The following is a 14,276-nucleotide window of genomic DNA, read 5'->3' as shown; positions in this document are numbered from 1 at the left end:
TAAAAAAGTTATATAGATGAAAAATTTGGGAATTATTGCTGTTATATTGAGAGCTTAATTGCCTTAAGTAAGACCATCTGCCTTAAACTGACAAATTGCCTATATTGTTGTGATGACCAAGATTAGATTAACCATTTTTGATGAAACTCTTCGAGATGGCGAACAACAGGTAGGATTATTTCTCGATCACAATACCAAAGGTAATTTAGCGCAATTAATTGCCCAGACAGGAGTACATCATCTGGCTTTAATGCCTGCTATTCATAATACTGAAGCAGCTTTAGTTAGCAGTTTAATTAATCAAGGTTTACAAAAGCAAATTGTCGCTTCCACTATGATGGGAGAGAGTTTTATTCGGCAATCTCAAGAATGTGGTGCCCAAACTTTGATCTTGTTTCATGCGGTAAGCGATCGCCTTTTGTGGCTGAGGGATGAGAAAATTCGCCAAGATCCTCTCCATCGTCAAAAAACTATCGATGAAGTTGCTGATCTACAGCTGATTGAGCAAGTTCGCGGTAGAATGTTGAATAAAGTTTTAGCACATTTAAACTATGCTAAATCTCTAGGCTTAAAAATATGTTTTGCCGCTGAGGATGCCAGCCGCGCTGATTTTGATTTTCTCGTAGAATGTATTACCAAATTTGAGCCTTACTTAGAACATTTTCTACTCTGCGATACCGTTGGTATTTTAACTCCAGAAACAACTAAATATTGGATTCGTAATCTGCTTGAGTTTGCCCCCAATGCTTCTTTAAATGTTCATTTCCATAATGATAGTGGTTTGGCGTTAGAGAACACGATTCAGGCATTAATGTCTGGAGCTACAGGTATCTCAGGAACTTTTGGCGGTATTGGCGAAAGAGCTGGCAATGTTGCGATTGAGCAAGTTTTGCATGGGATAAAATTGCGCTTGGGCTGGGAAGTAGAAGGAATTAACTATGATGCCTTGGCAAAGGTAGGTAAATATTTAGCACAGCACAACATCAAGGCGAATATGCCTTTTTCTCCGGAAGCTCTACGCTATGAAACGGGAATTCACGTCCAATCTTTACTACGCGATCGCTATTCATATTATCTCTTCCCCTATGGTGAACCTGAAATTTGGTTTGGTAAATGTAGCGGAGCTAGTAATTTTAAATATCTCTTTGAACATTATCTGAATGACCCCAGATCGGAGCAAGAATATCAAAGGTATCGTGAAATAATCAAAGCTATTTCCATTGAACAAAAGCGTTCTTTTTCTGCTCAAGAAGTCTTGAAAATATTAAAAAATAAAATTTAATAATAAGATCAACCTAAAAAAATGCAGTCAAAAATCCTAACCGTTGGTGATGATATCAATACTGATGATATTATTCCTGCCGATCGCACTACTAATCCCGATCCAGAACATCAAAAACATTTTGTCTTGGAACATTTAATTGGTATCGATACTTTGTTAGGTTATGACGTTATCGAAGCAGGGAAAAACTTTGGTTGTGGCTCAAGTCGAGAGTATGCTGCGCTAGCGATCAAAGCAGCAGGAATCAAAACCGTCCGTGCTCGTTCTTTTGCCGAAATTTTTTATCGCAACAGCATTAATATTGGGCTAAATCTGGAAATCATAGATTCTCAGCAAACCAATCCCATAGTTCAGGCGATCGCTAAAGCTAATGGTCTCACTCCTTTTAATCAGCAAAGATTACTGGGCAAGATTGCTATCCCTCAAAGCACTACTTCCGCCCGCCCCATGACCATGGCGGAGAAATTATTAGCCCAAGCTTCGGGTAATGAATATGTGCAACCAGGAGAAGTAGTATTTGCCAAGGTAGATCTGGCTATGTCCCATGATGCGATCGCAGCACCAGTATTTAATCTATTTCATCAGCATTTTGGCAAAGATGCTCAAGTTTGGGATGCTACTAAATTAGTATTGGTTGCCGATCATTTTATTCAAGTAAACGATATCAGGGTAGATCCTCAGGCAACTAAACTCTACGAACAAATGGTTACTTTCGCCAAGCGACATGGCTGTCAATTATTTGATTTGGTTTCTCCTGGAGAAGCTGCGGGTATTTGTCATGTCTTATTACCCGAATCAGGTTTGATTCAGCCAGGCATGATCATTGCAGGGACGGATTCTCATAGCTGTACTTACGGTGCTTTCGGTAGTTTCTCGACAGGAGTTGGCACAACTGATATGGCTAATATTTTAGCAACTGGAGATATGTGGATTAAAGTCCCAGCAACTTTAGTATTTGAGCTTTCAGGACAATTACCTTCTGATATTAGTGCCAAAGATATTATGTTATTTATCCTCGGACAAATTGGCTGTCAGGGAGCTATGGGTAAGGTTATGGAGTTTCGCGGTAGTGTTATTAAGAGTTTATCGATTGATGAGCGCATGACTCTCAGTAATATGGCGGTGGAGTGCGGAGCAGTGTGTGGCTTAATTGCTCCTGATGCCATAACCCAAGACTATTTAAAAGATCGTGTGCAGTCAGAGTTTAGCAGCGTTACAGGAGATGCCGAAGCCGAATACGAACACATTTATCGTTTTGATTTGACTAATTTAGAACCTCAGGTAGCTTGTCCCCCCAAACCCGATCGGGTAAAAAATATTAGTGAATTAGATGATATCCCCATTACTCGCGCCTTTGTTGGCTCTTGCACCGGAGGCAAACTAACCGATTTAGCCGTAGCTGCATCCGTTTTGCGCGATCGCTATATTAATCCTAAAGTGCAAATGCACGTTGTCCCAGCTTCCCAAGCTGTTCTCAATCAAGCACAGCAACTAGGATATTTAGATATTTTTGAGCGAGCAGGAGTACAAATTCTCAAGTCTGGTTGTGGTGCTTGCATTAATTCTGGTCGAGGAGTCTTAGGAAAAGAAGAAACAGGCATCTATGCCACTAATCGTAACTTTACTGGACGCAGTGGCGATCCCAGTGCCAAAAACTATCTCGCTTCTCCCAGAGTAGTTGCTATTTCTGCCATTGAAGGCAGAATTACAGATCGACTGTCTTAGGCATTGAGTATAAAACGCTTGATGTGAAATAGCTTCGTTCAGATTAAACGGTTTTTAGCTATCAGCTCTTAGTCTCTTTGATCGATATATTTGTGGCGCTTTTATTGGCACTTTTCGGCAAATTTAGCTGTTATCTCTCACAAATTTCAATGAATTGAGGATTTTGACTTCTGTACTTAGATTATTATCTAAATAGCTGATATCTGACAGCTGATAGCTACTAATGTTATCTTTAAATTTTTTAATTTACATTAGGCATATAAAATATTTGGAGTAAATGATAGACATTAATAACTGCTGTCGATCAAAACCAGATCGCGTTAATATTTTTCAATGAAGCTTAATGTCTATAAATTTTCATGTTGCTTAAGAAAAATCTATTACCTACAGAAATTATTCTCACTCCTGCTCGTCAATGTATTGCTAAGCTCTATCTTGATCGCCAACTGCAACCAGGAAACTACATGGAAATCGAAGGCAAAACCTATGCCATTCTCGAACGTCATCATTTCTACCAATATCGTGTAGGAGGATATCGGTTTGATAAAGCCACCCTTCATGTTCAAGAATCGAAAAGACCAGAAGAAACTACTTTAATTGGCGATCGCTATGTGATTGGTAATGCAGATTGTAAATTTAACGCTCGTTCGGAAATCATGCGCTGTGCAGTCAATCCTGAAGGTCCTTGCGAGGGCTGTCGCTTGTTTGAATCAGTTGATGATTGTTAATCTTGCTCATTATTGATTGCTAGGTATTAATTCTATCAATAATAGAAACCGCTAACTATCCATTATCAATCTTTGTTCCCTCTTGTAAACGCATTCCATTGACAAAGTCCCAACCAGATTGAGAACGTTTTCCCGCAAGTTGCACTTGTTCTAATAGCAACGATCCTGAGCCTGTCTGCACTAATGCGCCCAAGTTTTTAACATTCTTAACTATTTCCCCTGGTTCGCCTTTTAAAGAGGCTAGTTCTGAATATTGCTGTTTTAAACTACTATATTTTTCTGGCAAGTCTTTGATGGTCGCTTCAGTAATTGGTACAGTAGCACTGATTTTTAATTTTTTGTCTTGTAGTTTGGCAACACAATTAGGAAAAAAACCACGAACTTGATTATGTATTTCTAAGGCACTTTTTGACCAATTAATGGCAAAATCAGCTTTATCGATTAGTCGCGCATAGGTTGCCTGAGCATTATCTTGAGGAATGGGCGTAATTACTTTTTGCTCTAGTTTAAACAGGGTTTCTATCAACAAATCTGCTCCTTGGAGCGCAAGTTTAGCAGCTAAATCATGAGCATTATCCAGTAACTTAATCTCAGTTTCAGCTTTGAGTAACATATCCCCCGTATCCATTCCCCGATCCATTAACATCGTGGTAATTCCCGTCAGGCGATCGCCATTAACAATACTCCACTGAATCGGTGCCGCACCACGATAGCTAGGTAATAGTGAACCATGAACATTAATACACCCTAGTTTGGGCATTGAAAGTATTTCCGGGGATAAAATTTGTCCATAAGCTACCACCACAAAAGCATCTGCATGAGTCGCCCTTAGATGATCTAAAGTTTCTTGGTCTTTTTTAATTCTAGAGGGTTGCCAGATGGGTAAATCATGTTCTAGTGCTATTTGTTTAACTGGCGAAGGTACTGTTTTGTTCCCTCTGCCTCTTCTTTTATCTGGTTGTGTCACTGCTCCCAATACTTCCAGTTCGGGATGTTCAAGGAGTTTACTTAACGTAGCCACAGCAAATTGAGGAGTACCAAAAAAAACTATTTTCATAGTGTGAAAAATATAATTCTTGTTCTAATAAATAATTAACGTGATGTGCAACTTCTCCAATTCGTTTTACTCGTACTCGTACTTTTTATGTATCCAAACCTCACCTTTTTGAACAATAATGTTACTCTGCTGAAACCACTCTAATTCATCTACGACAACACTTATTTCAATATTGAGCTTTTTGGCAATTTCATTGGCTGAAAGTCCCTCAACATGAGACTTAATTAAGCCAATAATTGAATTTACTCGATTGATAAAATTTCTGATGGCAGAGATTCTAATAGCAGTAGCTTCAGATTCGCTAGTTAAAGCTGCTATTTCAACTACACTCCATCCGCTACGATAATATTCTAATATTGCCACACCATTGTTTTTAATATTTTCACTATCTCTTTTTGCTAATAGTGCCGCCTGATTTGCACGATTACTTTCCTCATAACTATTCATATATAGATAATTGATTGACTAATTATAATAACTAGTCATAGCTACAATAAATAGCTCAGTTATAACCTTGTATATTTAAATTGCATATATATAAGGTTATAAATTACATAGAGTAAACTATTTAGCAAGTTTCCATATTGTGGTTGTGGTGAAAACTACATGGTTTTTCAGGCTAGAGATCGCCACTTAAAAACAATTTGTAACACTAAAATATGTTCAACGCGGTAATCTCCAGTTCACCAACGCCACTTTTTTTGTTTGGCATGAAACGAGCAGAAAGTTTGATTGGTTCTCCAGTTTACAGCCAAGGTTGGTTCCGTCGCGATATTATGCCTTGGATGGATTTAATTCAACTGGAAGCAGTCGACGGTACTGTAGTCAATAGTTACCATCGCTTTTGGACCTTTCTCTTGGGTGGCAGCAAGATCTCTTTAGGTATATTTTTAGGTTTATTCTTATTAGATCTATTATTAAATAACTAAAGTTGCTAATTATTACTCCAAGGTCGTTCGAGAGTAGTAATATCAGTGTTTCTACTGACAAGTATTTGTAGAATCCATTAAAACTCAGTAATTTCTTGGTAGAAATTTTTCTGAGATAGTAATATTTTCCTAATTAGCAATATAAGACAGTCAATAATAATATCTTTTAATAACAGATGAAAATTAAAACTTTACTTGGTTTCAATGAATATAGCTTGATTGTCTGCAATGAATCGGGAAATTTATACCACTTAAGTATTATCGATCAGGAGAATAAGGTTCATAATTTTGAAGGAATTTATCCTACTCTGCAAACTGCCATTGAACAAGGCAAATCTGTGATTCAAAATCTTGAGTATTTGCAGCAAAATACCTCTTATTAATTACCTATTAACAAGTACGCGACTGCATGGGAGAACTATCCCCACCACATTTGTGGGTGGGATGAGCTTAAAAACGAAGTAATAAGTATTGATTCTCTCCCAGTCTCCTATTCAGACTACTTACATAACATCAAGTACGGATAATTAATTGAAATAAACAGGCTTATTGCAGACCTGAAAAACTTATTACTTGTTACTTGTTACTTGTTACTTGACCTCATTCTTAATTTAAGTATTCAACCGAACTTGATATAACATCTGTCAATCGGATTTAGTGTTGCTCCATATCGAGATTGGACACTAAAAATGCCCATTTATCTGCGGCTTCTTCAATGATTTTAGTGGTAGGTTTTCCGGCACCATGACCCGCCTTGGTCTCAATCCGAATTAAGACAGGGTTATCTCCTTGGTGAGCAGCTTGTAAAGCAGCAGCAAACTTAAAACTATGAGCAGGAACAACCCGATCGTCATGATCGGCAGTAGTAATCATAGTTGCTGGGTAAGCTGTACCCTGTTTCAGATTGTGCAGTGGAGAATAAGTATAGAGAGTTGCAAAATCTTCCTCATGATCGGGGCTACCATATTCCGTACACCAAGCCCAGCCAATGGTAAATTTGTGAAAGCGCAGCATATCTAATACACCTACAGCGGGAATAACGGCTGCAAAGAGGTCAGGACGTTGAGTCATACAAGCACCTACTAACAAACCGCCATTACTACCGCCGGCGATCGCTAATCTCTCACTACAAGTATATTTATTGGCGATTAACCATTCCGCTGCCGCGATAAAGTCATCAAAGACATTTTGTTTTTTATCTTTCATTCCCGCCTGATGCCAGGCTTCACCATATTCACCACCACCCCGTAAATTAGGTACGGCATAAATACCACCCATTTCCAGCCAAACCAGATTACTGATGGAAAAGCTAGGGGTTAGGGAAATATTAAAACCACCATAGGCATAAAGATAGGTGGGATTATTACCATCAAGTTTGATTCCTTTTTTGTGGGTGATAAACATCGGTATTTTGGTTCCATCTGGGCTGGAATAAAATACCTGCTGAGTTTGGTAATCATTAGGGTTGAAGTCTACTTGCGGTTGACGAAACAGTTGACTTTTTCCTGTGTTCATATCGTAGCGATAAATAGTTGCAGGAGTCGTAAAACTAGTAAAGGTATAAAAAGTTTCAGTATCGTGTCTTTTACCACCGAAGCCACCAGCAGAGCCAATTCCTGGTAACTCTACTTCTCGAACAAAAGTACCATCAAGATTGAAGATTTTAACTTGCGATCGCGCATCTTGCAGATAATTGGCCACAAATTGATAATTGAGTATGCCAACACTTTCCAGAGTTTCTGGTGCTTCGGGGATAATTTCTTGCCAGTTGGCTTTCTGCGGATTATGAAGATCGATAGCAATTACCTTACCCCGAGGTGCATCTAAATCAGTCTGTACCCAAAAAATATCACCATCATTGTCGATTACACCGTAGCTCGCTTCAAACTCACTAATTAACTCCACAACCTCGCTATCTGGCTGTTCTAAATTTTGATAGAAAACTAAATTCTTAGTATCTGTACCGAGCCAAACACTGATAATTAGATACTTGCCATCTTCGGTGACACCACCACTAAAACCCCACTCTTTTTGGTCAGGACGATGATAAATTAAAATGTCTTCTGCTTGTTCTGTACCTAAGCGATGATAATAAAGCTTTTGATAATAGTTAACATCTTCTAGTTTGGTTTGCTCATTGGGTTCATCGTAGCGACTATAGAAAAATCCCTGATTGTCTTTGGTCCAAGACGCTCCAGAAAATTTAATCCATTGAAGATGATCGGGACAATCTTGTCCTGATTCAATATCTCTTACTCGATATTCTACCCAATCCGAGCCGGCGCTAGACAAGCCATAAGCCATCAACTTACCATCATCACTAATGGACAAACCTGATAACGCGACTGTACCATCTGCCGATAAGGTATTCGGATCTATTAAGACTGTTCCTTCATCATCCAGAGAGTCTAAAGTATATAAAACACTTTGATTTTGTAAACCGTCATTTTTGAAATAAAAATAACGCTCTCCTCGTTTAAAGGGACTACTGTATTTTTCATAATCCCAGAGCTGAGTTAGTCTTTGCTGAATCTGCTCTTTAGCCGAAATAGTCTCTAAATAATTAGTAGTGACTTGATTTTGGGCTTTTACCCAGGCTTTAGTTTCTTCTGAATCGGGATTTTCGAGCCAACGATAAGGATCTTTTACCTCCACACCATGATAGTTATCGCTTTGCTCTACTTGATGGGTATGAGGGTAAACCAAAGTATTACGAGAAGATGTCACAACAAAGAACTCCATTAATATCTGTTTACAGCATAATGGTGTCTGGAAACGATTGTAAGCTCAGGGCAGAGTACTACACTTAATTGTTGCTCCATTATGGCTAAATCAAACGCGATCGCTCTTTAGAAGGTGTTTTGACTTGCCAGAAATCAAAAAATTTTCTAGTTTTCTTTTCAGCAATTTTAGTCAAGAAAAAACCATGTTCTTTAAGAAAATCTAAATTGAACTTTTGAACCATGCGATGTTCGGGTTGTTCTTGTTTTTCAATGTGATCGATGATGTAGCGATCGCCATAATAACTTTGAACTTCTTCAGGAGTAATACTAAATGGTGGTTTCGCTCCCAAATAAGGTTGAAATTCTAACGTTATCAACAAACATTTTGAACCAACAGACATAAATTCATCAACTTTACGTTGATAAAGCTGCCGCAAACCCTCAGGTAATGCCACCAAAGCGGCACGATCATAAACCAAATCAATTTTGCCGACTTCAGCAGGTTTTATATTAAAAATATTGCGATTAAAAACGGTAATTCCTTCTGCTTCGTATCGCTTATCAGCAGTTTGACGATAAGTCAGATTATGCTTTTGAAAAAATTGCTCGATCGCCTGAGATGAAAGTTCTATTCCTACTACATGAGCTGCGCGATCGCCAGTTCAACTTGTGACCGAAAGACATCCTAAGCAGTAAAAATATTAAAGGTAATTGGCAACAAGAGTTTGCCGGCAGCAGTTAAAATCAAGTTGAGCAAAGAAACAGGAAGCAAAAATTTCCAGCCTAAATCCAATAATTGGTCAATCCGAACTCTAGGGACTGTCCAGCGCATGAGGATAGCTATAAAAATCATTAGATAAGCTTTGAATAAAGTCATCGTAATACCCAAGCTGAAGACAATAGGTGTAAACCAGAGCGCCCCTTCACTTACTCCCATCCAACTAGCTAGAAGCTCTATCGGGATTGGAAAACTCCAACCGCCAAGGTAAAGGACAGAAAAGATTATCGAGGAAAGAACTAAATTGAGATAAGAACTGCCATAAAAGAGCATAAATCTCACACCACCATACTCAGTTTGATATCCTGCGACTAGTTCCTCTTCTGCTTCTGGCAAATCAAAAGGAAGACGTTCGGCTTCAGCTAAAGCGGCAATCCAGAAAATAACTACCCCAATAGGTTGCCGCCAAATATTCCAGCTCAATATTCCCTGACTAGATTGCTGAGCGACAATTTCTAACGTACTAAGACTATCCGACATCATTACAATAGCTAAAACAGATAGAGCCAAGGGAACTTCGTAACTTATCGACTGGGCAGCTGAGCGTAATCCTCCCAGAAGGGAATATTTATTGTTGGAGGCATAGCCAGCCATCAGCGCACCAATAGGAACAATACTCGAAAGAGCAATCCAGAGAAAAATTCCCATGCCAATATTGCCGAGAATTAGCTGTTGACCAAAGGGAACAATGAGAAAAGAGAGCAAAATCGGCACGATTACCAACACAGGAGCGAACATAAATAGAAAAGATTCGGCTTGTGTTGGCGTTGTTACTTCCTTAAAAATCAACTTAATTACATCGGCTATCGGAACTAGTATCCCTTGAGGTCCAATATATTCTGGACCAATTCTTTGTTGAGCGGCAGCAGATATTTTGCGTTCTAACCAAGTTCCTACTAATGCTAATAATGTAGCTAAGACAATTACCAGAATCATGGGTATTGGCATCCAAAGAGCTTTAGCTACTCCAGTAGTCAAACCACAATCTGTAAGAATCTTGATAAAACTTGCTTGAAAGTTAATCTCATTACTAATAGTCAAGAGCAAAATTGGATTCATTTTCATCACCTTCTCATTTGAGTTCTGGCGGCTTTAGATTTGTCTTGATTTCTCTGTAGATAAAATCTAATTCCAACTTGAGATGTATATTCGTAGTCTGCCAAGATTGCCCAGGAAGCACCAGGCAAGATGAGAAGTTAAGCAGACAACTTAGACTCAACAGCAAAAAACCATCAATGCTAGTTATCAAGAACTTTTCAACACTTACAAAATCTAGAGAGCTAATCAACGGGCAACTTAAGCTTCAATTAGATTTAAGATGAAATAAAAGAGGAAAGCAGACATAGCAATTCTCAGACTTGTTAGGTATTTCTCAATGAACAATTAGCCATTAGCCATTAACAACAACCAGGATTTCAAACAGTACCTCATGACCATGAGAACGTCTATATAGCAGAGCTTTTGTGTCCTACCTACCATAACCATGCCTAACTTCCAGCAACGGTCAAAGCGTAAACGGGGAGTAATTCTATCTCCTGTTGGTTGGCAACGTCTCCAGTCGGCTCAAACAGAATCAGAAAAGGAGACAAATTGCGCACATCCCTACACTCTGGAAGACTTGAATGAGTTAACGGGACTGAGTTCTCATACTTTGACCAAAGTTCGTCGCCGTCAAGCCCCTGTAGATAAGCGATCGCTTGAAGATTATTTTAGTGCTTTTAATCTTACCCTTACTCCTAGTGACTATCTTAAACAAACTTCGACAACCCAAATCCCCAATAAAAAAGTAATTTCCCTGCAACAAGACTGGGGAGAAGCCATTGATGTCTCCGTATTTTATGGACGCATAGCAGAACTGGCAACTCTAGAAAAGTGGATTCTGACTGATCGCTGTCGGCTAGTAAGTGTATTAGGTATGGGGGGCATTGGCAAAACTGCTTTAGCAGTAAAAATAGCCCAACAGCTTCAAGAACAGTTTGAGTATGTTATTTGGCGAAGCTTGCGTAATGCACCTCCCCTAGAAACTCTTTTGGGAGAGCTGATTCCATTTTTATCGGCAGAAGAGAAAACCCAGGGAGAAATCAAGTTGCTACTTCAGTGTTTGCGCTCCTCGCGCAGTCTGATAATTCTAGACAATGTGGAAACAATTTTACTCCCAGGGGATTGCGCTGGACAATATCGTGTTGGTTACGAAAATTATGCTCAACTATTTAGGTTGATCGGGGAAACAGCTCACTCTAGCTGTCTGATACTTACTAGTCGAGAAAAGCCAGCTGAAATAGCTGCTATAGAAGGAATAGATCTAGCGGTTCGCTCTCTGCAATTAACAGGTTCGACTGAGGCTGCCCAGAAATTAATTCAAGTCAAGGGACTTTCTGGTTCAGAAAAGCAACAGCAACAGTTATGTACCCGTTATGGTGGTAATCCTCTCGCTTTAAAGATTGTCGCCACATCGATTCAAGACTTATTTGACGGTGAGATTGGAGAATTTCTGGCTCAAGATACAACTGTTTTTAACAGTATTCAAAAGCTTTTAGACCAACAATTTGAACGTCTGGCTCCATTGGAGAAGACGATTATGTATTGGTTAGCGATTAATCGAGAATGGACGACTATTGCTGAGTTGATAGAAGATATTGTACCTACTGTTTCTAGGGGAGATTTATTAGAAGCTCTAGAATCTTTGATTTGGCGATCGCTAATTGAGAAGCAAGCTGGCAGTTATACCCAACAGCCAGTAGTTATGGAATACGTTACTAAACGTTTAATTGAACAGATTTACCATGAAGTTATCGAGGCTAGTTGTTCTAATTTACCTCTTTTCTATAGTCATGCTCTGCTAAAAACCACGGTCAAAGACTATGTTAGAGAGAGTCAAATTAGACTAATTTTAGAACCAATAGCATCTCAGTTACGCAACAATTTGGGTTCTTTAACAGCAATCGAACAACAGCTTCAGAAAATTCTCAAGTTGTTGCGAGAATCAGGTACAACTTTATCAGGTTACGCAGGTGGCAACTTGATTAATCTAAGTCATCACCTGCAAATTGATTTAACTGGCTATGATTTTTCCAGTCTGAAGATATGTCAAGCTTATCTCCAAGGACTAAACTTACAGCACGTCAATTTTTCCTACACCGATCTAACCAAGTCAGTTTTTTCTCAGACCTTTGGCAGTATTTTAGCCGTAGCATTTAGTCCTAATGGCGAGTACTTGGCGATCGGAGATACCAAAGGAGAGGTTCATCTCTGGCAAGTTGCTCCTTGGCGATCGCCCTTCGGACAGTGGCAAAGCCAATCGCTCTTAACTTTTCAGGGACATACTAGTTGGGTCGTATCATTAGCTTGGAGTCCCAACGGCAATATGCTTGCTAGTAGCTCCTACGATAAAACCATCAGGCTTTGGAATCCTCTTACAGGTCATTGCGTAAAAACTTTAACAGGACATACTAATTGGGTGTTATCAATAGCTTGGAGTCCAGACGGTAAGATGCTTGCTAGTGGAGGTGATGACCAAACAATCAGGATTTGGGATGTTCAACAAGAGAAATGCAGCCAAATTTTATCTGGACATAAGAATTGGGTGATGTCAGTAGCTTGGAGTCCAGACGGTACGGTGCTTGCTAGTGGAGGTGATGACCAAACAATCAGGATTTGGGATGTCCAACAAGAGAAATGTCGCCAAATTTTATCTGGACATACTAATTGGGTCAGATCGGTGGCAATAAGTCCTGACGGTAAGATGCTGGCTAGTGGTAGTGACGACCAAACGATAAAACTCTGGCATCTTCATACTGGTCGATGTCTTCATACTCTTCAAGGGCACACCTATTGGGTTTCCTCAGTAGTCTGGAGTCCTAATGCTCAAAACCTTGCCAGTAGTTCTCATGACCAAACAGTGAAGCTTTGGGACGTTAAAGAAGGAAAATGTCTCCAAACCTTCCATGGGCATACTAAGTGGGTTTGGTCATTAGCTTGGAGTCCCGATGGACAAACCCTTGTTAGTGGCTCTTTCGACCAAAGCGTGAGACTCTGGAATCCAAGTACGGGTAAATGTCTCAAAGCTTTACAAGGCTATACCAACTGGGTGTTTTCAGCAGTGTGGAGTCCCGATGGACAAACCCTTGCCAGTAGCAGTGAGGATGGAACAGTCAAGCTCTGGAGTATCAGTGAAGGGAAATGCTGGAAAACTATGCTCGGTCATACTGGTTTAGTTTCTTTATTGGCATGGAGTCCCAACGGACAAATAGTCGCTAGTGGCAGCGACGATCACACAGTCAAACTCTGGGATACAAAACAGGGTAAGTGCCGGAAAACTTGCACTGGTCATACTGGTTTAGTGTGGTCAGTGGCAATAAGTCCCGACGGACAGACAATCGCTAGTGGTAGTAATGACCACACTGTAAAACTTTGGGACATAAGCTCAGGTCAATGTTTACTTACTTTGAAGGGGCATAGTGATTCAGTTCACTCTGTAGCCTGGAGTCCCGATGGTAAAACCCTCGCTAGTGGCTCTTACGATCAAACCGTGAAGTTATGGAATCCAAATACAGGTCAATGCTTACTTTCGTTGGAAGGACATGAAAATTGGGTTAGGTCAGTAGCATGGAGTCCCGATGGGCAAATTCTTGCCAGTGGCTCTTATGACCAAACGATCAAACTCTGGGAACCTCAACAGGGTAAATGCCTGAAAACTTTATTAGGTCATACTGGTCAAGTCTGCTCAGTAGCGTGGAGTCCCGATGGGCAAATTCTTGCCAGTGGCTCTTATGACCAAACGATCAAACTCTGGGAGCCTCAACAGGGTAAATGCCTGAAAACTCTCAAGGGACACATTAGTCAGGTTTGGTCAGTAGCCTTTAGCCCCGATGGACAAACCCTAGCTAGCAGTAGCTCAGATGAAACGATCAAACTTTGGGATCTGCATACGGATAGTTGTTTGAGAACTCTAAAAGCTGACCGACCCTATGAAGGGATGAACATCACAGGGGTCACAGGGTTAACGGAAGCACAACAATTAACATTGTGCGCTTTAGGTGCGATCGCCAATTAAC

General features: G+C 39.9%; 10 protein-coding genes and 1 pseudogene. 6 read left to right on the top strand and 5 right to left on the bottom strand.

The annotated features are described in order from the left end of the window. Positions 1 to 112: 112 nt before the first annotated feature. From PLEUR7319_RS0119145 to PLEUR7319_RS0119135, 3 genes are all read left to right on the top strand, one after another. Positions 113 to 1,282: a hypothetical protein gene (locus PLEUR7319_RS0119145; RefSeq protein ID WP_019506842.1), complete on the top strand. Its 1,170-nt coding sequence runs from the start codon at positions 113 to 115 to the stop codon at positions 1,280 to 1,282. 21 nt (positions 1,283 to 1,303) lie between these two features. Continuing rightward, the gene (locus PLEUR7319_RS0119140) at positions 1,304 to 3,007 is read left to right on the top strand and encodes an aconitase/3-isopropylmalate dehydratase large subunit family protein (protein ID WP_019506841.1); all 1,704 of its coding nucleotides are present in this window, start codon (positions 1,304 to 1,306) and stop codon (positions 3,005 to 3,007) included. Between the two features lie 359 nt (positions 3,008 to 3,366). Beyond that, the gene (locus PLEUR7319_RS0119135) at positions 3,367 to 3,735 is read left to right on the top strand and encodes a DUF6464 family protein (RefSeq protein WP_019506840.1); all 369 of its coding nucleotides are present in this window, start codon (positions 3,367 to 3,369) and stop codon (positions 3,733 to 3,735) included. A gap of 55 nt (positions 3,736 to 3,790) precedes the next feature. Here the strand turns inward: PLEUR7319_RS0119135 and fmt are convergent, their stop codons facing one another. Further along, the gene (gene fmt / locus PLEUR7319_RS0119130) at positions 3,791 to 4,792 is read right to left on the bottom strand and encodes a methionyl-tRNA formyltransferase (protein ID WP_019506839.1); all 1,002 of its coding nucleotides are present in this window, start codon (positions 4,790 to 4,792) and stop codon (positions 3,791 to 3,793) included. A gap of 66 nt (positions 4,793 to 4,858) precedes the next feature. Next, entirely contained in the window at positions 4,859 to 5,239 is a 381-nt protein-coding gene (locus PLEUR7319_RS0119125) for a hypothetical protein (RefSeq protein ID WP_019506838.1), read from the bottom strand. A gap of 212 nt (positions 5,240 to 5,451) precedes the next feature. Between PLEUR7319_RS0119125 and PLEUR7319_RS0119120 the strand changes: the two genes are divergently transcribed. Continuing rightward, complete coding sequence (locus PLEUR7319_RS0119120) at positions 5,452 to 5,721, top strand: hypothetical protein (protein WP_144054340.1); 270 nt, start codon at positions 5,452 to 5,454, stop codon at positions 5,719 to 5,721. Between the two features lie 176 nt (positions 5,722 to 5,897). Further along, positions 5,898 to 6,104 (top strand): hypothetical protein, encoded by a 207-nt coding sequence (locus PLEUR7319_RS0119115; RefSeq protein WP_019506836.1) that lies wholly within the window; start codon positions 5,898 to 5,900, stop codon positions 6,102 to 6,104. Positions 6,105 to 6,375: 271 nt separating this feature from the next. Here the strand turns inward: PLEUR7319_RS0119115 and PLEUR7319_RS0119110 are convergent, their stop codons facing one another. The 3 genes and pseudogenes from PLEUR7319_RS0119110 to nuoH form a co-directional block, all read right to left on the bottom strand. Next, complete coding sequence (locus PLEUR7319_RS0119110) at positions 6,376 to 8,463, bottom strand: prolyl oligopeptidase family serine peptidase (protein ID WP_019506835.1); 2,088 nt, start codon at positions 8,461 to 8,463, stop codon at positions 6,376 to 6,378. A gap of 85 nt (positions 8,464 to 8,548) precedes the next feature. Beyond that, a pseudogene (locus PLEUR7319_RS36015) lies at positions 8,549 to 9,088 on the bottom strand (thiopurine S-methyltransferase); the annotation flags it as partial. A 41-nt stretch (positions 9,089 to 9,129) separates the two neighbouring features. Continuing rightward, the gene (gene nuoH / locus PLEUR7319_RS0119100) at positions 9,130 to 10,281 is read right to left on the bottom strand and encodes an NADH-quinone oxidoreductase subunit NuoH (protein ID WP_019506833.1); all 1,152 of its coding nucleotides are present in this window, start codon (positions 10,279 to 10,281) and stop codon (positions 9,130 to 9,132) included. Positions 10,282 to 10,705: 424 nt separating this feature from the next. On the opposite strand from nuoH, the gene PLEUR7319_RS0119095 reads away from it, so the two are divergent. Further along, the gene (locus PLEUR7319_RS0119095; RefSeq protein WP_019506832.1) at positions 10,706 to 14,275 is read left to right on the top strand and encodes an NB-ARC domain-containing protein; all 3,570 of its coding nucleotides are present in this window, start codon (positions 10,706 to 10,708) and stop codon (positions 14,273 to 14,275) included. Position 14,276: the final 1 nt, after the last annotated feature.

It is taken from the genome of Pleurocapsa sp. PCC 7319 (genome assembly GCF_000332195.1).
Taxonomy (GTDB): domain Bacteria; phylum Cyanobacteriota; class Cyanobacteriia; order Cyanobacteriales; family Xenococcaceae; genus Waterburya.
Note: the sequence above shows the minus strand (reverse complement) of the source record. Positions and strands in the feature narration are given on the sequence as shown.